22 protein-coding genes and 1 tRNA gene are annotated in these 26,904 nt (G+C 30.3%); 11 read left to right on the top strand and 12 right to left on the bottom strand.

All coding sequences use genetic code 11. The annotated features are described in order from the left end of the window. The first annotated feature begins 18 nt into the window (after window positions 1-18). From IM532_RS06030 to IM532_RS06010, 5 genes are all read left to right on the top strand, one after another. The gene (locus tag IM532_RS06030; RefSeq protein ID WP_194182550.1) at window positions 19-1,701 is read left to right on the top strand and encodes a glutamine--tRNA ligase/YqeY domain fusion protein; all 1,683 of its coding nucleotides are present in this window, start codon (window positions 19-21) and stop codon (window positions 1,699-1,701) included. A gap of 108 nt (window positions 1,702-1,809) precedes the next feature. Next, window positions 1,810-2,511, top strand: coding sequence for a RadC family protein (radC, locus tag IM532_RS06025; RefSeq protein WP_194182549.1), 702 nt, complete (start codon window positions 1,810-1,812; stop codon window positions 2,509-2,511). 40 nt (window positions 2,512-2,551) lie between these two features. Beyond that, a complete protein-coding gene (locus IM532_RS06020) occupies window positions 2,552-3,784 on the top strand; it encodes a polysaccharide deacetylase family protein (RefSeq protein WP_194182548.1) in 1,233 nt (410 codons plus the stop codon). Further along, window positions 3,777-4,643, top strand: a complete 867-nt coding sequence (locus tag IM532_RS06015; protein ID WP_194182547.1) for a hypothetical protein — start codon at window positions 3,777-3,779, stop codon at window positions 4,641-4,643. The genes IM532_RS06020 and IM532_RS06015 overlap by 8 nt, the downstream gene beginning before the upstream one ends. 43 nt (window positions 4,644-4,686) lie before the next feature. After that, window positions 4,687-5,925: a hypothetical protein gene (locus IM532_RS06010; RefSeq protein ID WP_194182546.1), complete on the top strand. Its 1,239-nt coding sequence runs from the start codon at window positions 4,687-4,689 to the stop codon at window positions 5,923-5,925. Here the strand turns inward: IM532_RS06010 and IM532_RS06005 are convergent, their stop codons facing one another. From IM532_RS06005 to IM532_RS05990, 4 genes are all read right to left on the bottom strand, one after another. Beyond that, window positions 5,926-7,368, bottom strand: coding sequence for an oligosaccharide flippase family protein (locus IM532_RS06005; RefSeq protein ID WP_194182545.1), 1,443 nt, complete (start codon window positions 7,366-7,368; stop codon window positions 5,926-5,928). A gap of 75 nt (window positions 7,369-7,443) precedes the next feature. Further along, complete coding sequence (locus IM532_RS06000) at window positions 7,444-8,649, bottom strand: glycosyltransferase (protein ID WP_194182544.1); 1,206 nt, start codon at window positions 8,647-8,649, stop codon at window positions 7,444-7,446. Further along, the gene (asnB, locus tag IM532_RS05995) at window positions 8,649-10,505 is read right to left on the bottom strand and encodes an asparagine synthase (glutamine-hydrolyzing) (RefSeq protein ID WP_194182543.1); all 1,857 of its coding nucleotides are present in this window, start codon (window positions 10,503-10,505) and stop codon (window positions 8,649-8,651) included. The genes IM532_RS06000 and asnB overlap by 1 nt, the downstream gene beginning before the upstream one ends. Beyond that, complete coding sequence (locus IM532_RS05990) at window positions 10,506-11,762, bottom strand: lipopolysaccharide biosynthesis protein (RefSeq protein WP_194182542.1); 1,257 nt, start codon at window positions 11,760-11,762, stop codon at window positions 10,506-10,508. Between the two features lie 52 nt (window positions 11,763-11,814). On the opposite strand from IM532_RS05990, the gene IM532_RS05985 reads away from it, so the two are divergent. After that, window positions 11,815-12,510, top strand: coding sequence for a YjjG family noncanonical pyrimidine nucleotidase (locus tag IM532_RS05985; RefSeq protein WP_194182541.1), 696 nt, complete (start codon window positions 11,815-11,817; stop codon window positions 12,508-12,510). 38 nt (window positions 12,511-12,548) lie between these two features. Here IM532_RS05985 and IM532_RS05980 read toward each other — a convergent pair whose 3' ends face one another. Then, on the bottom strand, window positions 12,549-13,364 hold the full coding sequence (locus IM532_RS05980) for an SDR family NAD(P)-dependent oxidoreductase (RefSeq protein ID WP_194182540.1): 816 nt from the start codon (window positions 13,362-13,364) through the stop codon (window positions 12,549-12,551). A gap of 85 nt (window positions 13,365-13,449) precedes the next feature. On the opposite strand from IM532_RS05980, the gene IM532_RS05975 reads away from it, so the two are divergent. Both IM532_RS05975 and IM532_RS05970 read left to right on the top strand, forming a co-directional pair. Next, window positions 13,450-14,049, top strand: a complete 600-nt coding sequence (locus IM532_RS05975; protein ID WP_194182539.1) for an LURP-one-related/scramblase family protein — start codon at window positions 13,450-13,452, stop codon at window positions 14,047-14,049. Window positions 14,050-14,135: 86 nt separating this feature from the next. Then, a tRNA-Arg gene (locus IM532_RS05970) sits at window positions 14,136-14,209 on the top strand. A gap of 36 nt (window positions 14,210-14,245) precedes the next feature. Here IM532_RS05970 and IM532_RS05965 read toward each other — a convergent pair. The 3 genes from IM532_RS05965 to hisS all read right to left on the bottom strand — a co-directional run bounded on the left by IM532_RS05965 (window position 14,246) and on the right by hisS (window position 17,146). Further along, the gene (locus tag IM532_RS05965; protein WP_194182538.1) at window positions 14,246-14,704 is read right to left on the bottom strand and encodes a hypothetical protein; all 459 of its coding nucleotides are present in this window, start codon (window positions 14,702-14,704) and stop codon (window positions 14,246-14,248) included. Between the two features lie 97 nt (window positions 14,705-14,801). Then, window positions 14,802-15,725: a PfkB family carbohydrate kinase gene (locus IM532_RS05960; RefSeq protein WP_194182537.1), complete on the bottom strand. Its 924-nt coding sequence runs from the start codon at window positions 15,723-15,725 to the stop codon at window positions 14,802-14,804. A gap of 50 nt (window positions 15,726-15,775) precedes the next feature. Next, the gene (gene hisS, locus IM532_RS05955; protein ID WP_194182536.1) at window positions 15,776-17,146 is read right to left on the bottom strand and encodes a histidine--tRNA ligase; all 1,371 of its coding nucleotides are present in this window, start codon (window positions 17,144-17,146) and stop codon (window positions 15,776-15,778) included. A gap of 177 nt (window positions 17,147-17,323) precedes the next feature. On the opposite strand from hisS, the gene recF reads away from it, so the two are divergent. The 3 genes from recF to IM532_RS05940 are packed head-to-tail and all read left to right on the top strand — an operon-like array spanning window position 17,324 to window position 19,671. Beyond that, window positions 17,324-18,403 carry a DNA replication/repair protein RecF gene (gene recF / locus IM532_RS05950; protein ID WP_194182535.1) on the top strand — a complete coding sequence of 360 codons (1,080 nt, stop codon included), beginning with the start codon at window positions 17,324-17,326 and terminating at the stop codon, window positions 18,401-18,403. Then, window positions 18,400-18,702 (top strand): DUF721 domain-containing protein, encoded by a 303-nt coding sequence (locus IM532_RS05945; protein WP_194182534.1) that lies wholly within the window; start codon window positions 18,400-18,402, stop codon window positions 18,700-18,702. The genes recF and IM532_RS05945 overlap by 4 nt, the downstream gene beginning before the upstream one ends. A 9-nt stretch (window positions 18,703-18,711) precedes the next feature. Further along, entirely contained in the window at window positions 18,712-19,671 is a 960-nt protein-coding gene (locus IM532_RS05940) for a YheT family hydrolase (protein ID WP_194182533.1), read from the top strand. A gap of 31 nt (window positions 19,672-19,702) precedes the next feature. On the opposite strand, the gene IM532_RS05935 is transcribed toward IM532_RS05940, so the two are convergent. The 4 genes from IM532_RS05935 to IM532_RS05920 form a co-directional block, all read right to left on the bottom strand. Then, a complete protein-coding gene (locus IM532_RS05935; RefSeq protein WP_194182532.1) occupies window positions 19,703-20,377 on the bottom strand; it encodes a hypothetical protein in 675 nt (224 codons plus the stop codon). A gap of 79 nt (window positions 20,378-20,456) precedes the next feature. Next, window positions 20,457-21,953, bottom strand: a complete 1,497-nt coding sequence (locus tag IM532_RS05930; protein ID WP_194182531.1) for a RagB/SusD family nutrient uptake outer membrane protein — start codon at window positions 21,951-21,953, stop codon at window positions 20,457-20,459. Between the two features lie 9 nt (window positions 21,954-21,962). Continuing rightward, window positions 21,963-24,959, bottom strand: a complete 2,997-nt coding sequence (locus IM532_RS05925) for a SusC/RagA family TonB-linked outer membrane protein (protein ID WP_194182530.1) — start codon at window positions 24,957-24,959, stop codon at window positions 21,963-21,965. Between the two features lie 377 nt (window positions 24,960-25,336). Then, complete coding sequence (locus tag IM532_RS05920; protein ID WP_194182529.1) at window positions 25,337-26,893, bottom strand: RagB/SusD family nutrient uptake outer membrane protein; 1,557 nt, start codon at window positions 26,891-26,893, stop codon at window positions 25,337-25,339. Window positions 26,894-26,904 lie beyond the last annotated feature (11 nt).

The following is a 26,904-nucleotide window of genomic DNA, read 5'->3' as shown; positions in this document are numbered from 1 at the left end:
ACTCAATCGTAAAAAACAATGGAAGAAGAAAAAAAATCTTTGAACTTTATCGAGCAAATCATTGAAGATGATTTAGCCAACGGGATGCCAAAAGAAAACTTACGTTTTCGTTTCCCACCAGAGCCAAATGGTTATTTACATATCGGTCATGCAAAAGCAATTTGCTTAAACTTCGGTTTAGGTGAAAAATATGGTGCACCGGTAAACTTACGTTTTGATGACACAAACCCAGCTAAAGAAGAGCAAGAATTCGTTGATTCTATCCGCGAAGATGTAAAATGGATGGGATTTGAGTGGGCAGAAGAACGCTATGCTTCTGATTATTTCCAGCAGCTTTACGATTGGGCTGTACAGATGATTAAGGACGGGAAAGCATACGTAGACGATCAATCCTCAGAAGTAATTAATGAACAACGTAAAACACCTTTCGAACCAGGAGTAGATTCTCCATACCGCAATCGTTCGGTAGAAGAAAATTTAGAATTATTCGAAAAAATGAAAGCGGGTGAATTTGAAGAAGGTTCTCATGTTTTACGTGCTAAAATTGATATGACTTCACCTAACATGAATATGCGTGACCCTGTTATGTATCGTGTTTTAAAACGTCCTCACCACCGCACAGGTGATACTTGGAAAATGTATCCAATGTACGACTGGACACACGGTGAGTCCGATTATATTGAAGGTATTTCTCACTCTTTATGTTCATTAGAATTTAAAAATCACCGTGATTTATATGAATGGTACGCAAATAATGTAGATTTACCAAATCAACCACAGAAGCCAAAACAACGCGAGTTTGCTCGTGGAAATGTTTCTTACATGATCACAAGTAAACGTAAGTTGATGAAATTGGTGGAAGAAGGTGTTGTTACAGGTTGGGATGATCCTCGCATGCCTACAATTTCTGGTTTACGTCGTCGCGGATATACCGCAGAAGCTATCCGTAATTTCTGGGAAAAAGCAGGTATCGCAAAACGTGATAATGTTTTAGATATTTCTCTATTAGAATTCTCTATTCGTGAGATTTTAAATAAAATTGCGCCTCGTGTATTTGCAGTAGTGGATCCAGTAAAAGTAGTCATAGAAAACTATCCAGAAGGTCAAGTTGAAGAATTAGAAATCGAGAACAATCCTGAAGATGAAAATGCAGGTACACGCATCGTTCCTTTCACTCGTGAAATTTACATCGAACGTGAAGACTTTATGGAAGAAGCACCGAAAAAATTCTTCCGTTTATCTCTTGGAAACGAAGTTCGTTTAAAAGGAGCTTACTTTATCAAAGCAGAACGTGTAGAAAAAGATGCGGAAGGAAATATAACTACAATTTATGCAACTTATGATCCTGAAACGAAATCTGGAAGCGGAACTGAAGCGTCTAAACGTAAAGTAAAAGGAACATTACACTGGGTTTCTGCAACAGAAAATATTCCAGTAGAAGTTCGTGAATATGATCGTTTATTTACTGTCGAAGCTCCAGATGCAGAGAAAGATGTAGATTTCTTACAATATGTAAATCCTAACTCTTTGACTGTAAAACAAGGTTTTGCTGAACCAGCTTTAAAAGATGCGAAAGTGGAAGATAAATTCCAATTTCAACGTATTGGATACTTTGCTTTAGATAAAGATTCTACAGAAGAAAAATTAGTATTTAATCGTACCGTTACATTAAAAGATACTTGGGCAAAAATTAATAAATAATTATTTTCCCAAACAATTATAGCAAAAGCTCGAACAATAAATGTTCGAGCTTTTTTATTTTAAGTAATTATATACCAGTTAATTGAGAAATATTTTATAGCTTAAATAATGGAAAATTATAATCAAGAAAAACAATCTATAAAAAATTGGAATGAAGATGATCGTCCACGCGAAAAATTAAGTTTAAAAGGTCGATCTTCCTTATCTGATGCCGAATTATTAGCAATTATTATGGGAAGTGGTAATCGTGAAGAATCTGCGGTTGAATTGGCTAAGCGAATTTTGAATTCTGCACATAATAATTGGAATGAACTGGCAAGATATAGCATTCTAGATTTATGTAAATTTAAAGGTGTGGGAGAAGCTAAGGCTATTTCAATCATTACTGCTTTAGAAATTGGGAGAAGAAGAACTTCTCAGGAAGTATTAGATCGTGTAAAAATAAATTCGAGTAACGATGCAGCACAGATTTTACAACAACAGATTGGCGATTTACCTATTGAAGAATTTTGGGTAATGTTCTTAAATCAAGGAAATAAAATTATCAGAACGGAACAGATTTCTCGTGGGGGAATTACACAAACATCGGTAGATATACGAGTAATATTTAAAAGAAGTATAGAGTTAATGGCAACTGCATTGATACTCTCTCACAATCATCCTTCCGGAAATATAATTGCGAGCGAAGCTGATAAATCTTTAACTAAAAAAATTATTGAAGGCGCTAAATACTTAGATATTCAAATATTGGATCATATAATTGTTTCTCAAAAGGATTATTTCTCATTTGCAGATGAAGGATTGATATAGAAAATGCTTACTTTTAATCATCCTTGGAAAAAGTAAAATTTTGACGTCTGATCTTATTATATATACAGAGAAAATAACTCCTCGAATTAAATATATTTTCGATTTTATTTTTAGAGAATTTAGTGGAATTAAATTTACTTTAATTTCAAACCAAGAAGAATTTATCCAAAAAAATTCTGCTAAAATTAATTTCTCAAATCATTTTTTTGATCAAGAAATAAACTTTCTTGTAGATGATATTTTATTGGAAAATGATATCCGAACTTCCATAAATTATCATACACTCTCTCCTATTGGACGATGCTTTTATTGGCTTTCTCGCTATGAAGAATATATAGCAAAACCTGATCAATTTGATCAACATAACCGCTTTTTAGGTTCTGATTTAGATTATTCTCAACCTATAGTTGACTTTATTTGTATAGAAATCCAGCATCAAATTAAGGAGAAATTTCCTGATATTAAGTTTAAAGAAAGATCCTTTAAGCAAATTAATACACATGATGTGGATTTTGCTTGGAAGTATTTACATCATTCTGTAAAAATAAAATACGGTTCTCTATTTAAAAAACTCTTAAAAGGAGATTTAAAAAATTTTAAAACTCAAATCTCAGTTTTAAATAGAAAACAAGATGATCCTTATGATATGTATAATTACATCGAAAACTTAGCTAAAAATAAAAATATAGAAACCATTTTTTTTTGGTTATTAGGTGATTATTCTGAATTTGATAAAAACCATTCGTGGAAAAATAAAAATCAAGTAAGCCTAATTCAAAAACTAGCTAAATGGGCAAATATTGGAATTCATCCCTCTTACCTTTCTAATTTTGATGCTCAATTACAAGAATTAGAAATCAATCGATTAGAGAAAATACTTCAAAAACCAATAACAAAATCAAGACAACATTTCATTAAATTGAACTTTCCATCCACTTATCAACAATTGTTGAAAAACAAAATAACAGAAGATTACACAATGGGATTTGCGCATCAAATAGGCTTCCGAGCAGGTACATCTACCCCATTCAAATGGTTTGATTTATCCACCAATCAACAAACGTTATTAACAATCTATCCTTTTGTAGCGATGGATGTTACATTACGAAACTATTTAAACCTTTCACCCGAAAAAGCGGTCGTAGAATTAAAAAGATTGAAACAAACAATTAAAAAAGTAAACGGAACGTTTATAACATTGTTCCACCCATCGAATTTAAACGACTATTGGAACGACTGGAAAAAAGTGTACGAAAGCATTTTCAATGATTAAGAAAATTAAAAGATCAGCTTTAGATCTCGATAAATATTCGGCTTGTTTGCAACGCGCGATCAACTATCGTGTGTATGCAGAATATTGGTATTTAGATACCTTAACGGATTCGCAATGGGATTGCTTAGTCTTAAATGATTATGAAGCGATTATGCCTTTGCCTTATCAAAAAAAATTAGGGATTAAATTCATTAGTCAACCTACTTATTGCCAACAATTAGGGGTTTTTTATGCGAATTCATTTCCTCAAGAAATTGTTCAATTATTTTATAAAGAAATAAACCATCAACTGGTTCGCTATTATACATTTAATGAAGAAAACACCCAATATTTAGCTCCTAATCTACCACAGAAAGTCAACCAGATTTTAAATTTAAATGTGGAATATAATCAGTATAAAAAAAGTCTGCGCAAAAATCGAAAACAAGAATTAAACAAAGGTTTACAAGGGGCTCAGATAATATATTCTGAGACTGCACAAGATTTTATTGCTTTATTGAAAACAGAATATCCTGCAATTCAAAAACAACTGGCTTTAGATAAATTACACCCGTTAGTCCAAATTATCCAACAAAAAAAGTTGGGAATAACAATCAACATTATAGAGAATCAACAAGTCGTTGCAAGCTCTTTCTACATCAAATCGGGGAACCGATTGATCCAATTGTGTAATGCCAAAAAAAACAATTCAATCTTCAATTACAACACCTTTATCGTAGATCATATGATTCAAAAATTTAATCAACAAGGATTTATATTGGATTTCGAAGGTTCAAGCATAAAAGGAATTCAAGATTTCAATGCAAGTTTTAGAGCTGAGAAAAAAACTTTTGTACACTGTAAAAGTCCTCTTTTCTAACAGATATATTTTTTGTAAATTACATAAGACCAATCCAATACCTATGAATAAATTTTTAATACTTTGTATGGTTTTTATGTGCAGTGCTTGTACGACACAAACCATCGGAATTGTTCAACCGCAGGCAGCTGCTACTCCAACAAAAAATACATCTCCTCTTGATAGTAAGTTATCTTCCACCGCTACGATAGATAACTTTACGATTACAAATCATTTAACGCCAATCACTTTAAATGTGAATGTGATTATTTTGACAAATGATCAAAAAAAACATTCGAATTTTGATTGGAACAATGCAGAAGAAAAGTCACTTGTCCAAGATTATTTCGAAAAAATAAATGAGGTATGGAGCCACTTTTATCAACCGGATAATTTAACAGGTTGTTATACAGGTACCGATTTCTACAACGACTCTAAAATTAGGTTTAAATTCAATTACATCACCTATGAAGATGCAACAGCATGGAATTATAAAAATAGTGGGGCCAATATTGAGAAAAAAAATTACAGCGGTATTTCTCCATATGAAGGGTGGTACTTAAAAAATCTAGATCAAAAATTCTCAAATGACCCATCTATCCCGAAAGGCATATTGGTCTATCTCACAATGGATGGAGAAAATTTTGATCGTTTCGCTTCCAACAACGCTAAAGGATATAATATTGCAGGAGTTGAAGCTTCTCAATTTCCCACGACAACCAATCTTACGCGAACTTCAAGTATTCATATCCCTAATCGATACCTTAAATACCTTTATCATCGCTATCAATTAACCACAGAATATAAAACCAATTGGCAAGAGACACGTAAATGGCACGTGAACGATGCCGTAGGTTCTGCACACGAATTTGGGCATACCATGGGCTTAGAGCATAGCAACCAATACCACAAAGCCAATCAATGCAAATATGCATTAATGTCGCAAACAGGATCTGATCCAAGAAATTATTTACAACCCACGGAAATTTTAAAAGCCCATAAAAACTTGCGTGAAAGTAATTTAATCCAATTTGTTACTGAAAATTCATTCTTAGGAAATACATTCCTAATTCCTCAACATACCACTTGGACGAAAACTCAACGTTTCTATTCTAATCTAAAGGTTGCTGATAATGTTACTTTAACAATTAAAGAACCTATTATTATGGCTCCACAAGCTAAAATTACTTTTGGAAAAAATGCGAAAATTATTTTTGAAAAGAATGGGAAGATAACGTATCCAAATGGTAAAGAGTTTACAGGTTATGTAAATAAATCCACTGATACAATCATCAAAAATTGATTAGACGGGTAAATCTAAAGCTTGAAATTTTTTTCTGAATAATATTCCTAATGTCAATAAAAAAATTGTTCCTTCTATGATTGCAATCCAAATATTGAAATCAATAATTTTTCTTAATAATTGATCAATTATAAAAAAAATTAGTAAAACAATTAACTGATTAGCTATAGATTTTAGGGCTAATTTATCTTTTAAAAAATTTAGAGAATCTGCTTTAAAAAATAAAATAAGCATGATTATATAACTTATAAATGTTGTAATCGCTGCTCCTAAATATCCAAAACTTGGAATAAATAAGAAATTTAGTATTAAGTTTATAAAAAAGCAAAAGGATAAAATCTGAACTATGATTTTTAATTTATTTTTAAATTTTAACTTATTTTGATTAAAGTTTATTATTCCAAAAATAAAAGCACTAAAAAATACATATGGCATAATAATATGCCCATTTCTAAATTCTTCACCTAAGAGTAAATAGGAAATCTCTTTTGAAAATATTGAGAAAAGTATCGTAAAAGGTAATAACGTAAATATATAAGCAAACAAATATTTACGAAGCAGAATATCAGCATTTTCTAAATTATGTGTTAATTCTCTATTCATATTAGGGTTAATCACATTAAAGAAAACGAACACTAAAGCAGAGATTGACAGCTGAGCGATATCATAAACTTTAGTATATATACCAACATTTTCTATACTATCATACATCGCTAAAATATATCTATCACTAGAAACTATTAATAAAGTTGCTAAACTTGACAGTAGTATAAATGATCCAAAGTGAGTAAATATTTTTAAATATTTTTTATGAACGAGCTTAAAACTTAATAATTTTATTCTTTTTGTTTTAATTAAATACACTGCGATAGAAAGCACGAATAAAAGGTCAATAATTATTGAACTACTTATTAAGGCAGTAATATCAAAATTATATACAAAAGCAAGTAAAAGTAATACTGTAAAACTTAAACCAACTTGTGCTATCAGCAAAATATTGTTCAATTTTGCATATCCTTTTACACGAATTATAAAATAGAATAACCCTAATAATTCCTTGATTATAAAATGTGAAAAACATAATATAATCAGATTAAAAACTAATAAAGGTTCGTGATAAAATGTAATAAATATTAGTGTAAAAAAAAGAATAACCAGTGAAGATATACAGTATAAAAATAAAATATTAGAATAAAATTTATTTAATATTTTATTTTTTTCAAAAGAATTGTAAAATCTCCAAATACAACCTGCTATCCAAGAATAAGAAACCGTTGACATGTAAAGAAAAAATGTCATTACTAACCCTAAATATCCATATTCTTCTGGAGAGTAATGTCTCGTAAAAATTGGCGTTTTTATTACATTAATTCCCATAGGAATCATCGTTCCTAATGCATACCAAATTAAATCTTTATAAAAAACGTTTTTAATTTTTGACATTTTGCCTAATTATATGAGATTGAAAAAAATATTAATTATTTTCTCTTATTCTAATTTTTAATCTGGAAGTTTAAACTATTTTTCAGTTAATAATTTATTATAAACTTCTAGCATTTTATTTTCCATTAAATCCCAATTGAATTTTTCATCAACTGATTTGATACCATTTTGCGCAAACTCATCAAACTTTTTTCGATTATCCAAAAGCTCTACTATTGTATTCGCAAGCAATTTCTCATCATTAGGCTCAATAGCAATCCCAACATTATTATCAAGTACATATTGTTGCATGTAGCCAAAATTGCTCGTAATAATTGGAATTCCAAAATTCATATATTCAAATAATTTTATCTGGATAATTTCTTCATGAGATTTAGCATAAAGTAAAGGATTCAACCCCATTTTTATTCGATTAAAATAATCTGAAACTTCTTGGTGCGGAACAAAATCCTTTAGCACAACATTGCCTTTTAAATTATGTTCATCTATAAATTTTGTTATCTTATTCTGTAGCGTAACATCGAATATTTGACCTAAAAATAATAATTTATAATTAGGAATTTTTCCTACAATATATTTTGTTGCTTTCAAAGCAACCATAGCTCCTCTAATTTCAGATAATCCGCCTATATATGCGGCATCGTATATTTTTTCTTCGTAGGTTAAATTTTTTCTTTGACTTTTTAGATTTGTAAAATTATATAAGTTTTGAATAGGAACATTTTTTACATGGGTCTTAAAACGATTGTATAAACCATCGTCCACAGTAAATATATAATCAAATTCTTTTACCTTTTTATACTCCCAATTTTGGATATAATCTGCATATCGATGAGTGATAAATTTTGGAATTTTGGAATCTTTAAAACGATAATCTTTCATGTTTTTATCCAAAGGTTCGCGTCCATCATATATAAATTTAGGATTTTTACCAATGCATTTCAAATCCTTTAAAATTCTATTGATCCTCGAATCATGAATATGAAATAAATCAGGTTTAATTTTCTTACAATAATCTAAAGCTTCATCATACTCAGTAGTTACAAAAGGTATTTTTTTGAATAAATAATTTAAAGCTACTGTTGGCAAATATTTTTTTCGTTTTAACTGTAAAAAGTGAATACCCTCCTTGGTAGTTCCTTTACCTTCAACATTTCCTATCGTTACATAATGTACTTCGTAACCATTATTTACTAATGAGAGCGCTTGTTTCCAATAAATTCTATCATCATATAAAGTATGTAAATCAGCTAAAAAGCAAATAATAAATTTCTTTTCCATTATTTTAAGAGTAAACTTGTTGAAATTAACAGCCATTTTTTTGTAGAATTATTTAACCAATCCATAGAAATATCATCAAAAAAATATTCTATTTCTGGGAATTCTTGTATTACATCTACAGAGTTCAACCACGATTTAGTAGGCATAGAAAAACCTTTTTTAGGCATATTCATCACATCATTGGGTAAAATATTTTTTACACATTTTCTTAAATATGGTTTATTATTTTTCATTGATAAACCATTATCAAGGCGAGAACAATTGAAATATTTTTGAATAAATAAATGATCTAAATACGGAAAACGCATTTCTATATTATTTACCATACTCGGCGAATCAGATCTTAAGGAATGATGAGAACTTATGTAATAATATATATCTAAATATGATATTTTTTTAAGCAATGGATAGGTATCAAAATTAGGATTATTTTTCCTCACTTGATTTAGTAAAGTAGCTACAGGATGTTCCCAATTTTCGCTTCCATATTTTTTAAATAAAGTTTTTATTTCTTGCCAACTCGCAATACTTCTTAAAATAAACGGAATGCCTTCTAATCCAAAAATGGTAAGATCTTCATATTTAAATTTTTTATTACCTGACAAAAACATTTTTAAACTTGGATGTAAGAATAATTTTACATTCTCAAGTTGCTTAGCTTTATAATAATAAGAATATCCATAAAATAATTCATCTAATCCTAAAGCATTGTGCAACACCACATAATTATTTTCTTTTGCTTTCTTAGATAAAAAATAAGCTGGTTCTGGCGAATAATTGGGTTCTTCTTCCGCTAAAATATATTCTTTTAGCTCTTGTATAGAAACATCATTAGGAATTTCAATTTCTAGTAATTCTAACTCCGAATTAATTGCGTTACTTCGAGCGAAAGTTAATTCATTCTGTTCATCCGCTTCCTCGTTGTAAATTGTAATTGCATCCACATCTACCGAATTTTGATGAAGTTGATAAGCTAATAATCCAGAATCTAGACCACCACTTAGCATTACTGCTTGTTGAACATCTGAAATAGATGCTAATTTTACCACCGATTTAATATCATCTAAAAACTCTTCTTTCGAGATTTCCTGATTATTTGGAATATAATCTAATGTCCAATAAATTTCTTTCTTAAATTTAAATGACAAAAAATCTACGGTAAGTTTATTAGCCGCTTCTAAGGTGTAAATATTTTCATAAATTGTATGAGGTGCAAAACTAGAATTAAGATAAAAACTATAGGCTAAATGTTTATAATTAATTTCTTTTTTTACTAAACCAGTTTCAAAAATTCCTTTTATTTCTGAGGAAAAAATAAACTGATGTTCATCCAAGTAATAATAAAAAGGTTTAATACCAAATCGGTCTCTCCAAATCTTAATTTTATTGTCATAATAATCTATTACAACAATTACGAACATTCCTTGTAGTAAATCAATAAATTGATCCCCAAACTTTAAGTATAATTGAAAAACAACTTCGGTATCCGAGCCAGATTTTAGATCAATTCCTATAAGATATTTATCTTTTAAAGTTTTAAAATTATAGACTTCCCCATTTAATAAAAAAGCAATTTTAGATTTTGTATCATAAAATGGTTGCATTCCATTATTTGATAAATCTAAAATTGAAAGTCTATTAAATCCAATCCAATTTGAAGATAATTTATGAAAAAAGTTTGGATATTTTAATTGAGTTTCTTCATCTGATAAATCGCTAGAAAATAATTTCAAATCATCTTCAAAACATGCATGTAACGTATTATTCGGGCCACGATGTTTTATAGATTTTAATGAATTTACAATTACATCTTCATTTAATTCTTCTTTAGAAAAAACACCAGAAAATCCACACATTTACGCTTTATTTTTTAAGTAATTTAGATGTCTCATCACAAAATATAATTGGATTAAATATCCTATACCCGCCATGATTGAATAGATATATAACGTAGCAAACATGTCTTTTCTTGCACCACCTATTAAAACTGAAACAATAGTAATGAGAACTAAGTAAATATTAAAATATAAGGCATAATGATTTTTCCGAATAACTACCACAATTTGCGAAATAGGATTCATTGCCGAACGACATAAAATCCAGAACGAAAGTATAAATACATAAGTTTGCAATCCCACCCAATCGTTACCTAAAATCCATTCCAAAATATAAACTCCTATCACATTCATAGCCAACAGAAAAGCACCAATAGCTCCTACATTGTATAATACTACTTTTAGCGATAAGTCGTATAGTTTCTCAGGATGATGATTCATCATACTTGCAGATTTCTGAAAGAAAACCTTAGACATCGCATTAGATAGAATAATTAAAGGTGTTACTAACATTTTGGCTGACATTGCAAAAAAAGCTACCTCGATCTTAGTAAAATAGAATGCTATTAAGATGGTCATCAAATTATTTGCAACAGCGTTTAATGAATCTGATGGTAATGTATATTTTACAATCTCTTTATTCTTTTCCAACGTTTGTTTAAAAAGTTGGAAACGTGGATTCTTGAATCTTCCTTTTGTAATTGTAAAAAAATATAAACATGATATGATGGTTCCGATAATAGTTCCATAAATTAATCCATTAGACTCAAAGCCTAAAAAGAAAAACACAAATTGTAATGCGACAGAAACAAATGCATTGATTACAAATCCTGTAGAGATGACATTGAATAATTGATACTTTGTAAATAAAGATGTTTGTACATTATTCCATGCGGTAAATAATCCTGCTATCGAACTTAGTAAAACGACCCAGATAGAAGTTTTAAAATCAAAAATTTCATGCAGAACGGTATATCCTAAAAAGAAAATAAACGTAGCAAGTGTAGTGATCATCAAAAGCATTGAAAATAAATTTCGGATTGCTTTTGAAGATTTAGAGATTACAAAAATATTTTCTAATCGAAATGTTGTTAAAATAGATAAGATTGCTACAAAGCTTAAGAAAACATTATATGTACCATTATTTTCTGGTCCATACCATCTTCCCAAAACAAATCCACCTAAAATCATGATGATTTGTGCAACGGTATTTCCTGCCATTAATGAAAGGACACCTTTGGCATTTTTGGTTTTAAATTTTTCTAATCGCTTCTTCAATCTTACAATTTCTTAATCACAAATCTACATCATATTGCTTAACTTTGCGTCCATGAACACAATAAAACATGTCTTTTTTGACCTAGACAACACGCTTTGGGATTTTCGTAAAAATGCTCGTTTTGCATTAGCAGAATTATATATAAAACATGATGTGGAGAACCGTTATGGTTTTACATTCGACGAATTCCACCCACATTATCATGAAAGCAATGAAAGCCTATGGGCACTAATTCGTGATAAAAAAATTACGAAAGAAGAATTACGTGATCGACGTTTCAAAGAAGCTTTTAATAATTTAGGGATCGATAATGATGCTTTAGCTAAAATCTTTGAAGATGAATATATGGAAACCATCACAAATTTTAATGAAGTTGTAGATGGTGCAATGGAATTATTAGATTATCTAAAACCTAAATACCAATTACATATCATTACGAATGGTTTTATTGAAGTATCAAAACGTAAAATTGAAACTTCAGAATTAAATGGTTACTTTAAAACGGTGACCTATGCGGATGAGATTAAAATCTTAAAACCAGATCCACGTATTTTTGATTTGGCCATAGAAAAATCAGGTGCAAATAAAGAGGAATCTATTTATATTGGTGACGATTGGATTGCAGATGCTGTTGGTGCAAAAGCATATGGAATGGCTGCGATTTTCTTTGATAGACTGGATGAAAATTTACAAATGGATGGCGTTCCAACCATTACACATTTAGATGAAGTACGAAATTATTTATAATAAAAAAAAGCTGAAGTGTTTGCTTCAGCTTTTTTTTATTATTTTTTTCTTCCTTTAAAATCTTCCATCGAATCATAAATTCCAAAAACATCTCCCATTACAAAATCATAAAGCTTATTAGGTAATAAAGCTTGAGCTGTACGGATAAACCAATACGGCATGGGTAATGGTGTTCTGAATTTACCTTTTTCAATATTTGAAATAATTTTCGTCGATACTTTTTCTGGATCCAGAATTGGTACAACTCTCGATTTTACCCCATCAAACATTCCTGTATTGATATAGAAAGGCATTACACAATTGATTATTACATCTTTTTTTAATTGTTTCATTTCTAACCATAATGTTTCTGAAAATCCCACAACTGCCCATTTACTTGCTACATAAGCAGCCATCTTTGGTGTAGACGTTAATCCTGCCATCGAAGCAATATTACAAATCACCCCTTCATTACGATTAACCATTTCCGTCATAAATGCATTTGTTAATAACATTACTGCCATTGTATTAATATTCATTGTATAATTTATATCATTTACGGAATGATCTGTATAGTATTTTCCCACAATAACACCTGCATTATTGATTAATACATCTACTTTTGAAATATCATTTTTTACATTTTCAATAACTGCTAACACTTGATCTTGTTGTGATAAATCTACTTGATAGGTATGAATTGTTTTTCCAAAGTATGCAAATTCTTCTTTTACTTGGTTTACACCTTCCAAATTATAATCTAACATGATAACTTTCTTTGCACCTTTTTCAAGTACTTTTCGAGTCAATATCTTTCCAATTCCTGATGCAGAACCAGTTATTAAAACAACTTTATCTTTAAAATTGTATTTCATTTTAGTGTGAGTTTTTCTGTTTAAAATTAATTTACTGAAAAATTTAATTTATTCGTTTATTTTTGAAAGATATAACAATAGAATTATGTCAATCAACCAACTACAATTCCCTTTAGATTTTAAATTTCATATCGGAACGTTATCCAACGATTTTTCAGTAACCGATGCTTCCGGACAATCTATATTTTATGTCAGAGAAAAAATGTTTTCATGGAGAGATCGCATTAAAGTATATAGTAATTCAAATAAAACAGAATTATTGTATGAATTAACATCTAATAAATTAATTGATTTTCAACAAACCTTTACAATTACTGATGCATCTGGGAAAATTGTTGGAAAAGCACGAAGAAAAACTTTAAAATCATTTTGGACTGCTACTTTCCATATTTATGACGCGAACGATAACCATATTTTTACGATTAAAGAACGAAGCGGAGTAGTTCGTATGTTGGACGGAATGGTAGGAGAAATTCCGGTAATCGGATTCTTTACAGGGTATATTTTTAATCCAAAATATGCTTTAACTGATTTGAACAGGAAAGAATTGATGGAAATTTCAAAAGAACCTTCTTTTTTTGGTAGAAAATTTAAATTAGATAAATTAGCTGATACTGAACAAAATGACGAATTATTTATATTAAGTTATATGATGCTTTTAATTGCTGATAGAAATAGAGGATAAAATATTTTTGAAAATTATTTGGTGAATTAAAAATTCGCCTTATATTTGCAGTCCAAAATAAGAACAACAGTTCTGAAATTGGAAACGGCCGAGTGGCGCAACTGAATAGCGCACTTGATTACGGCTCAAGAGGTTACAGGTTTGAATCCTGTCTCGGTCACAAAAAAATCCTATCGAAATTCGATAGGATTTTTTTTTATTCTTGCGATTCATGTTTATATAACGTGTCAAAATCATGCATCTCTATTTCTTTTTTCGTTAATATTAAATAATAAATACACGAAATAAACCATCCTATCCAAAATAAATAAAACCCCATATGAAAACTAGTTTTCATTAATCGATGCGAAGTTTCGGTAAAATCATAATAAGTATAATACACGCCTATTACACCTATAATGATAAATATAATCGGTACTATTTTTTGTTTAAACACAGAATTGTTTTCAAAATGAAAGAAGGATAATAACCCAAAAATAATCATTTGTATTACGAAAAATAATAGCCCTGTTTTCCACCAAGATTTAAAAATGGTGTATTCGTCATAAAAAAAAGTAATGCCTACTTTTCCTATAAATGACATCTTAGAAATTAAAATACCGGATAATAAAGACAAAAATGCCAAAATTAAAACAAGGATAATTCTATTTTTCATAACAAAGATTTTGATAGTTTTAATTTACTAAAAATCAAGCCAATAAAAAAGTCCTTTCTAAAAAAGAAAGGACTAATATATTTCAAGTAATTTCTTACTAGAATTCAATTTGTTCGAAACGCATTAACTCGCGGAACTCGTTCAAACGAGCATTTAACGCGTCAACATCTAAATTTTGTAAAGATTCAGTACCGAATTTTTCACATGTAACAGATGCTAATGCAGATCCGAAGATAATAGCACGTTTCATGTTCTCGAAAGAGAAATCATTTGTTTTTGCTAAGTATCCAGAGAATCCACCTGCGAAAGTATCTCCTGCTCCTGTTGGATCAAAAACTTCTTCCATTGGTAAAGCTGGTGCGTAGAACACTTGCTCTCCTTGGAATAATAAAGCTCCATGTTCACCTTTCTTGATGATTACCGTTTTAGGTCCCATTGCAGCAATTTTACGAGCTGCTTTACGTAAGCTATACTCACCAGACATTTGACGAGCTTCTTCATCGTTAATAGAAATTACATCAACATTTTTGATCACTGCCATTAACTCTTCCCAAGCACAATCCATCCAGAAATTCATTGTATCTAAAACAACTAATTTTGGACGATTTTCCATTTGCTCTAAAACTCCTGCTTGTACTAATGGGTGTAAATTCCCTAACATTAACACATCAGCATTTTTCCAGTTTTGAGGAACAACTGGGTTGAAAGTCTCTAATACATTTAACTCAGTTGTTAACGTATCACGAGTATTTAAATCATTGTGGTATTTCCCTTCCCAAAAGAAAGTTTTACCATCAGCTACAATTTCTAAACCTGCTAAATCAACATTTTTTGATTTTAATAAATCAATGTATTCCTCAGGGAAATCTCCACCTACAACAGAAACTAATCCAGTTTCAACACCTAATAATGAAGATGCCATACTGATATAAGTTGCTGCTCCACCTAAAATTTTATCTGTTTTCCCGAAAGGAGATTCTAATTTATCGAAGGCAACTGTGCCTACTGTTAATAAACTCATTTTTATCTTGTAAATTAAATAGTTTGCAAATATATAGACTAATTTTCAGATTATAAAGCATTTACCAAATCAACAAAAGCAACTTCTGTTTGCTCTCCCGTAACCATATCTTTTACGGTTGCTTTTTGTTCTTGGATTTCTTTATCACCTAATAAAATTACTTTCTTAATTCCTTTTTTGTCAGCATATCCCATTTGCTTTTTCATCTTCGCATCATCTGGATATACTTCTGTATTAATTCCTTGTTGACGCAATTGTTTTACCAACTTCATCGCTTCAGCTGCTTCTTTCTGTCCAAAATTGATGAATAATGCTTGGATATTCGTAGAATCCTCTAACGCTGGAAATAAATTATTTTCTTCTAACACAAGGTATGTACGGTCTAATCCAAAAGAGATTCCAACTCCTGAAATATCTTTTAAACCAAAAATTCCAGTTAAATCGTCGTAACGACCACCACCACCAATTGATGAAGAGAATTCACCAATCTTCGCTTTTACTTCAAAAATTGCACCTGTATAATAATCAAGACCACGTGCTAACGTTAAGTTTAACACTAAATCTGCTGATTGTAAACCGATATTTTCTGTATTTTCAAAAACAAATTCTAACTCTTCAATTCCTTTTAATCCAGTTGCTGAAGTTGCTAAAATTTCTTTTAATTGAGCAAATTGAGATTTGTAATCACCATTCATTGAAAATAAAGGTGATAAGATTTCGATTGCAGTTTCAGAAATTCCTTTCCCACGCATTTCTTCCTTTACAGCTTCTTCACCAATTTTATCTAACTTATCTAAAGCAACAGTAAAATCAATTAATTGAGCTGAAATATCTGCTACTTCTGCTAAACCTGATAAAATTTTACGGTTGTTGATATGGATTTCTACTGGAGTTTTTAATTCTGTAAAAACTGAATCGTATAATTGTACAAAATCAACTTCTTGCAATAAAGAATCTGAACCTACAACATCCGCATCACATTGAAAAAACTCGCGGAAACGACCTTTTTGAGGACGATCTGCACGCCAAACCGGTTGAATTTGGTAACGTTTAAATGGGAATGTAATTTCGTTTTGGTGTTGTACTACGTAACGTGCAAAAGGCACAGTTAAATCATAACGCAACGCTTTTTCTGAAATATGTGGAATAACCTTTTGACTATTTCTATCCGCTAATAATTGCTCATCTACTTTCCCTAAGTAATCTCCAGAATTTAAAATCTTGAAAATTAAACGATCTCCTTCTTCACCATATTTACCAGTTAACGTTGATAAATTTTCGAATGAAGGTGTTTCGATTGGTGAGAAACCAAATAAAACAAATTGCTTCTTGATGGTATTGATAATATATTGACGGCGATTCACTTCTAAAGGAGAAAAATCTCTAGTTCCTTTTGGAATCGATGGTTTTTGAACTGCCATTTTTTTTTAAATCTTACTATTAAAGATGCAAAAATACATCATTTTGAAATTTTAGTAGGTTATAATGTGATAAATCATTGAGAGAAAAAGCTAAAAATAAATTTATAGGGAAAGATTTAGAAATTTCATCGTAAAACAAGAAAAGTATAAATGCGTAAAATAGTGTAAATTTGTAGCATGTATTTAAAAGAACTTAAAGCAAGGCAATTCAAAAATTTTGGAGAAAAAGATTTACAATTTTCATCCAAATTAAATGCATTTGTAGGTCAGAATGGTAAAGGAAAAACTAACATTTTAGACGCCATTCATTATTTAGCTTTAAGTAAATCATATCTGAATCATTCGGATGCAATGAACATTCAATTTGATTGTGATTTTTTTACCTTAGAAGGTACTTTTGATAAAAATGATAAAGAAGATATCATCTTTTGTTTAGTTAGAGCTGGACAACCTAAACAGTTAAAAAGAAATTCTAAGTCCTACGATCGTATTTCGGAACATATTGGACAATATCCATTAGTTATGATTTCTCCTTATGACAGCGACTTGATTAAAGAAGGAAGCGATGTAAGACGTAAGTTTTTGGATAATATTATTTCGCAATCTAATAAACAATATTTAGCAGATTTAATTCGATACAATAAAGTTTTATTACAACGAAATACTTTATTAAAATACTTTGCAGCAAATCAAACATTTGATGCATCTACGTTAGAGATTTATGATATAGAATTAGTTCATTTAGGAAATCGAATTCATGAAATTAGAAAAGATTTTGTGAAAAATTTCTTGAATGCATTCCTAAAATATTATGAAGCGATTTCTGAAGGATCTGAAAAAGTAAATATTGAATATGTTTCCCAATTGAATGAAACTGATTTTGAGACATTGCTTAAAGATTCAATATACAAAGATCGTTCTGCACAATATTCTACGGCAGGAATACATAAAGATGATTTATTGTTTACAATTACGAATTATCCCATTAAAAAATTTGGTTCACAAGGTCAACAAAAATCTTATTTAATCGCTTTAAAATTAGCACAATTAGAGGTTATTAAATCCGCATTAAACGTGACTCCTATTTTACTTTTAGATGATATTTTTGATAAATTAGATGAGCATCGGGTAACACAATTGGTGAAATTAGTAAACGAGGAACATTTTGGTCAAATATTTATTACAGACACACACTCTGACCGTACAGAAGATATTATTAAGCAAATAAACTCTGAAAGTAAAGTTTTCCGATTATGAAAAAATTAGAAAGAAGACAAAATAGCCAAACAGTTGGTGAAGCTTTTAGCTTTTTCATGAAGCAAAATGGAAAAGAAGAGTTGATGTGGGAAGTAAAAGCTGAAGAAGCATGGCGTACTGTTATGGGGAAATTTTTTGAGAAATACACTGATAAAGTCGAAGTAAGACAACGCATATTATATGTGAAAATAAATTCACCTGCTATGCGCCAGGAATTAACCTACGGAAAGTCAAAAATCATTACAAATATCAACGAGGAAATAAAAGCTAATTTCTTAATTGATGTAAAAATTTATTAGATTTTATTTATGCCACTTATTGAAAAATCGACTTATAAAGCTGAAGGTTTTTGGCGAAAGAATTCTCATTTATCTACCATATTTGGTACACGTTATAAAAAATATCCTGTTCCCAATTATACCCGTGAAAAAATATCAACAGATGATGGTGACTTCCTAAATTTAGATTGGCGCTATCAAACTGATAAAAAAAAGTTAGTGATACTTTTTCATGGTCTAGAAGGAGATTCTAAACGTACATATTTAAATTCTTGTTCAGATTATTTTTATGATAAAGGCTACAATGTTTTAGCATGGAATCATCGTGGTTGTGGAGGTGAAATTAATCAGACTTTACGTTTATATCATCATGGTGTTATTGATGATGTAGACCGTATCGTTTCAAAAGCTATTCAAGAAAAGTTCGAAGCAATTTATCTTATTGGCTACTCTATGGGAGGCGCTTTAATTGTCAATTATTTAGGAGCTTATAAAGTTCCAGAACCAGTAAAAGCTGCAAGTGTTTTTTCCATTCCTATTTCATTAAAATCATGTTCAGATACCTTAAAAGTATTTCCAAATACAATTTATTTAAATAATTTTAGAAAAACTTTAGTTCCTAAATTTCAAAAAAAAGCGATACAATTTCCTGGAAAATTAAACGAAGAAATGATTCCTAAAATTAAGTCATTTGATGAAATTGATGAATATTTTACGGCACCATTGCATGGATATACTTCTAAGGAAGAATATTATCATAAAGCTAGTCCTGCTACAGTTTTAGATCAAGTTACGATTCCTACATTAATCGTCAATGCAGCGAACGATCCATTTTTAGGGGAAGAATGTTATCCGAAAGATCGATTCAAAGCATACAATCACATTTATTTTGAAGTTCCGAAACATGGAGGACATTGCGCTTTTCCTTTAAAAAATAATCTAAACTCTTGGGCTGAAATTAGAGCATTTGAGTTTTTGAAGGATTACTAATATATTAGAATAGTAAATATTGTTTTTATATTTATCGATTTATAAATTTTGTTAATTTTATAAGGTCTACTTCAGAAATCATTGAAATCTTTTCTTTTTTTATAAAATCTTTTATTGATTGATCTTCTATCAATTTTATTAAATCCTCTTTACTTTTAGATAATGGAATAAATTTATTTTTAATATTTATATAATATTGAGGTTTTTTAGGAGTGTATTCGTTTATTGTAATACCAGTATCCATAATATCCTCTTTCATCAACTTTTTTTCTACCATTACAGAAGTTTTTTTATACAAGGTTGCATTTTCACCTTCCTCCACAATTTGTAAATAACCTGATTGTTGCCCTTCTAAAGTTGGATAATTAATAAAAAAGATAAATTTTCGGTGATCATTATTGAACGATATTAGAACATTTTCAGCCCTATCTAAATCGTAAACCACGTTACCTACTAAGTACTCCATTTGATCTGTAAAATAATTATATCTTAACAACGATACATTCTTAACTGTAGCTCCTTTTAAAGTAAATGGGGATAAATTTTTTCCTAAATATGGATCTCCTTTAATTTCATAATCAATTTTATAAGATTGCGCTCTATTTGTTCCAATATTTAATTCAACAACCGAAGGACTTAATGCTACTTGTGCAAAAAGATTATTAATTGAAATAAAAAGAAAGATTATTGAGATTTTTATTTTCATTAGATTTTATTTAGTTCTTGAAGTTAACTATAATAAACAAAAAAATCCCCTCATCAGAGGGGATTTCTTATTGTATTTATTAATAATCAGCTGTTTGCGTCATATTAGGATTACGATTAATTGTTCCTTGATCAATTGGTAATTGCCATTTATAGCTTGACGGTGATAAAACTTGTCCAGCTGGAACTGAACCTGATCCGTCTGCATAAAATCCATTCCCTGAACGAACTACACCTTGTTTGTAAGCAGCTGGTACATTAACGTTTTGTAAACGTTTTAATGTAAACCATCTATCCCCAGTTTCAAATGCTAATTCTTTTCTTCGCTCTAAAAGAATCGCTTCTATAAGAGCTGTTCCTGTTTCACCTCCCGTAAATGTAGAATATCTGTTAGATCTTAATATATCTAAAGTAGCTAAGGCTCCTGCTTGGTTACCAGACAAATATTGTGCTTCAGCTAAATCTAAGATTGTTTCTTCAACTCTTAAGTATCGTCCATTATTTACACCTGGGATATTAGTTGCAGGATTACCTTGTATATATTTATTCACTGCAATAGTTGCTTTACCTGAGGCATTTGCAGGATTAAATATTTTAAAGTTTGCTGCAATTCTTTCAGGTTCTGTTGATTGATTAAATAATTCATAAAATCTTTTATCAACTGAATACTCCATATTAATAGTAGCATCTGTAACCCCTTGGCTATAACTTACTCCAATAGCTGGATCATTTGTTAATACAAATGGTATTTCAAATAAAACCCCTGTGCTATTTTTACCTAACCATAAGTTCTGTAATTCAGCCTTTGCAACTGGTTTCACTTGGTCCACAACAGGTGAAGCGAACTCAATTACTTTAGCATAATCACCTAAGTATAAATATGTTCTAGCTAATAATGCTTGTACAGTTGATTTACTAATTCTACCTGGAGTGCTTGAAGTATTTAAATTAGCTAAAGCATCATTAAAGTCTTTAATTATTTTAGTATAAACTACTTGAATATTTTCTTCTCTTGCAGGTAAAGCAAATGGATCATAATAATCTACATATGGAATACCTTGAGATGTTAATGCATTTGCACTCTGAGTTGGAATTTTAGCATATGTTCTAGCTACTTCTAAATGAACTAATGCTCTTACAGCTAATGCTTCTCCTTTAATTTGGTTTTTAAAAGTACCTTCAGGTAAATTATCAATTTTTGATAACAATAAGTTCGCACGCATAATAATATTATACGACGAATTATATTTAGAAGTTGGAGTCATATTACCATCATACTCCCATGTAGTAGAAGCTAAACGATTTGCTTGACGACCATTCGTGTTAAAAATAACGTCATCGGCTAAAATATCACCCAAAACGTTAATATCTGATGAACCATTAGAGGCAGCATAATATCCAGCTTGTTTGAAACCTTGATATACCCCTAATATTGCTCTTGAAAAATCTTCTTGTGTTTGATAAAAATTTTCAACTGCTGTTCCTGTTGGAGAATCTTGCATAATATCATCATCACTACAACTATTAAATGATAATAATAGAGATAAAGCTATAAATGTTATTTTAAATTTTTTCATCTTTTTTTTTTAGAAATTAACATTTAATCCTAACGTATAAGTTCTCGTATTAGGATATGAGAATAAAGAATATGAGTTAGCGATGAATCCTGAATCACCTGCTACTGCATAACCACTACTAGCGGTACCAACGATTGGATTACCATGGAATTTAGTCCATAATGCTAAATTTTGTACTTGAGTAAATACTCTCACACCTTTAACACCAGTACCTTTCAATAAATTATCGAAAGAATATCCTAACGATAAACTTCTAAAGTTGATATAATCTGATTTTTCTAAAAACTGATCCGAGTATCTGAACCCTGCAGACGTTAGTTTTTGGAACTCTGTTACATCACCTGGATTTCTCCAATAATCATCCGCTTGTACAGCTTTATTATTTGTTGTAGTTGGAGTTGTTAAAATTTGGTAAGTATTATTGTAAGTATAACCTCCAGCACTAAATACAAAATCTGCATTTAAATCAAAACCATAGAATTTAGCATTTAACCCAAATCCTCCTGTTAATGTTGGCATAGGCGATTTATCTAAAGCTACCGCGTCATTAGCATCATAAACTTCGGTAATATTACCATCAATATCATAATATTGTGCATTACCATTATCTCTGTTAATTCCAGCAAATCTTACCATATAAAATTGATATGGAGCTCCACCGTTAATATGCTTCATATCTTCTACAGATCCTGATACAATTAACTCGTCTAAACCATTAAGATCATTAATTTTATATTTCATCTTTGTTAAAGTTCCATATAAACTTAAGCTATAATCTTTTTTACTAATTACATCAAAATTCAATTCAACTTCTACACCGCTAGAAACTAATTCTCCTGCGTTTATAGTAGTAGTAAAAGATCCAGTTTCTCTAGGTAATTCTTTATTAAATAAGAAATCTGTACGAGTATCTTTGAAATAAGATACATTACCTGATAATCTTCTTTGTAATAATACAAAATCTAAACCTACATTTAATTTCTTGTTGATTTCCCAAGTTGTTTGAGGGTTTGCAACATTTAATGAAGGTGCTCCAATACCTTGATTGTTATAAGTTCCTGTTAAAGACATTAATGTTAAATTAGAGTATCTAGCTAAACCAGAATCATCCCCAACTTCACCATAAGAAGCTTTTAACATTAAACTATTAAAAAATGAACTTGATTTTAAGAAGTCTTCTTTCGCAATATCCCATCCAACAGATGCTCCCCAGAAAGTTCCGTATTTATTATCAAGACCTGCTAAAGATGTTCCATCTCTTCTAATATAACCATCAATGAAATATTTCTTTGCATAATCATAGTTTATCGACCCTAAGTATCCAAATCTAGTAACTGCCCATCTTGCAGTGTTTGATGATTGTAATTTAGTAGTAGCTAAACTTTGTACATCTTGTTTATCATTTGGAAAACCTTGAGAACTTAATGTCATAGAATAATTTGACTGATCAATGTATTCAGATGCAACAGTAGCTCTAAAATTATGATCTCCAAATGATTTAATATAACTCAACTCATTTCTCCAGTTATAGTCTAAACGATCAATACTTTGATCACTTTTAGAACCTCCAGAACCTAAAATTGACATTAAATTTGCTGAAGGAGCTGTAAAGCTCTCATATTGTGTTCTTCTATAAGTAGCACCAAATGTAGTTCTTGCAAATAAATTTTTAGCTAATTCATATTCAAAAAATGCTGATCCATATACCCTGAATGTTCTTGTTTGGTTTTTTGTATAATACATTTCATCTAATGCATTATAACCCATCGCATTTACAGATTGGTTAAAAGTTGGATCACCATTAGGTTTATAGATTATTTCTCCATTACCATCTAATTTATATACATCTGCAAATGGTCTATTTTGTAATGCACTATAAAAAGCATTCTGCCCATTATTAATATCTCTAGGTTCATCTAATGTTTGGTAAGATCCATTTACATTAATTCCATATCTGGCTTTATCAGATAATCTAGATGACATATTTAATGTTCCTGTAATTCTGTCTAAACCTTTATAATAGTTAACAGCTCCTGAATTCTTATCATACCCTAAAGAGAACGATTGTGAATCTCCATCTGTATTACTCGACATACTGAAGTAATGAGATGTCATTAAACCATTCTTAAAGAAGGCATCATCCCAATCAGTATTAATTTTAGATAAATTCGCTATTTGTTCAGGTGTTCTTGCAACCCCTCCTGCAATTCCAGGAATTTGAGCTAAATCATTTTGATAGTTTAGCAATTGATTAGAACCCATTACATCCATATCATTTTGTTTCATCATTTCTGTGAAACCAATACGAGATGAATATGAAAAGTTTTTAGAATTTCTTTTAGCGCTTTTGGTTTTAATAATAATAACACCATTCGCACCTCTAGCACCATAAATAGCTAATTGTGAAGCATCCTTAAGCACAGTAACATCCTGAATATCTTGTGGATTGATAGTATTCATGTCTGTAACAGTCATATAAGTACCATCCACTACAAATAAAGGTGATTTGTTACCTCCACCTAATCCCATAGCACCACGAATTGTAATGTTCGAAGTAGCACCAGGCGCTCCATTTTGAGCTTGAGATGTAAGACCTGAAACCTTACCTCCTAACATTTGATCCACTGATAATGTTGGATTAAATTGTTGTAAGCTCTCACCTGTAACAACTGTTTGTCCCGATTTAGAGGGAGCATCGAAGATACTCGTAATTACCACCTCATCTAAATCAACATTTTCAGAGACCGATTTTAATATTCCTAAATTATTAGATGTAACTACAAATTCTTTTCCATTAATAATTAAGACATCTCCAATTTTAGCATCAATATCAAATTTTCCATTTTCATCAGTGTAAGCAACTTTATCAGTTCCTTTAACTACAACTTCAGCATCCATCTCAGGAAAATTGTTACCGTCGTTAACTACACCCGTTACTTGAGCAAAGGCTAGAGTTCCTAATCCTAGGAAAGCCAGTAAGCTCAAAGATGTTAATTTTCTCCTCATAGTCTAATTTTTATAACATTTGGATACAAATCTGTAACATTTTTTTAAGATTTCCAAAATAATTAACACATTGATTGTATTTGTAAACATTTGTAAATAGAACTATAATTACATATAATTATATATATAATAACATTTATATTTATCAAACACAGCCTTTATAGACTATATAATTAATAAATTACTAATTGAATATTTTGCTCATATGAAATGTTACACGTGAATATTATGTTAAATAAATGGGATTTTACTGGAAAAAATTAAGTTAATAGAATTACATGATGAATTATATGAAGCATGAAACTCGTTTTATATATGCATAAAAAAACCCTCGAGTAATCTCGAGGGTTTATATAAAGTTATGTTATTAAATTGTATTAATAACCAGGATTTTGCTGAATTGTTGAATTAGCAGAAATTTCTTTTAAAGGAATTGGTAAAGTATATTTATAACTTCCATTCTCTAAATTCTGTGTTTCTACAATATCATCAGTTGCATTACGATCCATCGTTACACCTGCTTCTATAGCTAAACGTTTTAAATCGATAAAACGGTGCCCTTCTAAGGCTAACTCTACACGTCTTTCTTTCAAGATGTCTTTTAAAGCATCTGCTACTGATGTATAAGTTGGTGTGGCAGCTAATCCTAAATAATTACGCGCCTCACGAATAGCTTGTACAGCCGCATTTGCTTGTGCTAAGTTTCCTGATTTAGCTTCTGCTTCAGCAACGATTAAATACATTTCTGCTAATCTAAAAACTTTTAAATCGTTCTTTGTAGAGAAATTAGTTTTACCAGGATATTTATCTATTACTAATACATCTGAATTAAATGGTGAAGAAGCCGTTGCATAATCTTCATCAATTAAAGCTGTAGGATCCACATATGATAAACGACGAACATCTCCTGCAGTTTGATCAAAAATATTGAACAAGTTACGTCCCCAAACCCACATTGGCGAACCATCATAGTTTGAATTATTTGTATTGAAGTATGAACCTATATTTCCTGTAGGTCCTGACCCCATACGTTCAAAAGACGTAATGATTTCTCCACGAGCGGTATCATTCCATATATTTCTATATGCACTAAATGAACCTTCGGTCTTATAAAAACCTTCATTCCATTCTGGTGATCCAACCTCTCCTAAATCTTCGTTAATTACAGAACTTGCATCAGTTAATACTAAACCTGAACCACTGATTACTTCGTTTGCATATTGTTTTGCTAACTCATAGTTTCCTTTATATAAGTTGAAACGAGCTTGTAAAGCATTCACGAAATTTAAGTCTACTCTATAATGATCAGCACCTGTTGATAGTACAGAATTAGCGAAAGCTAAATCTTCTTCAATCAAAGCATATACTTCCGCATTAGTTACACGAGGTAATTTTTGCTCAGCATTTGGTACATCTTTTAATAAAATTACACCTAATGCATTTTGATCTTTCATATCTGTTGAGAAGTAAGCTGATAACTGAACGTATGCCCAAGCTCTTAATGCTTTTGCTTCTCCGATAATTTTATTGTACTTCGCTGTTTCAGCTGCTGTTGGAGTAATTTTTTCTGCTCCAGCTAATAAACGATTTACTCTATTGATTAATTTGTAATGTTGAGCCCAAATATTAGATGTGTACTCTTCGTTACTAGATAAGAAATGTCTGTGTAAACTATACTCTTGCCCACCACTTCGGTAACCTGGCTTTACCTCATCAGAAATTACTGCTGAAAGATAGATTTCATTACTAGGGTCTGCTGCACTATAAACATCACCTTCTAAATATTTCTCTAAATTAGAAACACTTGTAAAAATCGCTGCTTCGTTTAACTCTCCTTCTTGAATAATATCAACTGCATCGTTACAACTAGTCATTACACCTGCTGAACCTAATAATGCACTTAATACTAATGATTTTATGATATTTTTTTTCATTACATTAAATT

The organism is Faecalibacter rhinopitheci (assembly GCF_015234135.1).
In the GTDB taxonomy this organism is placed as follows: Bacteria; Bacteroidota; Bacteroidia; order Flavobacteriales; family Weeksellaceae; genus Empedobacter; species Empedobacter rhinopitheci.
Note: the sequence above shows the minus strand (reverse complement) of the source record. Positions and strands in the feature narration are given on the sequence as shown.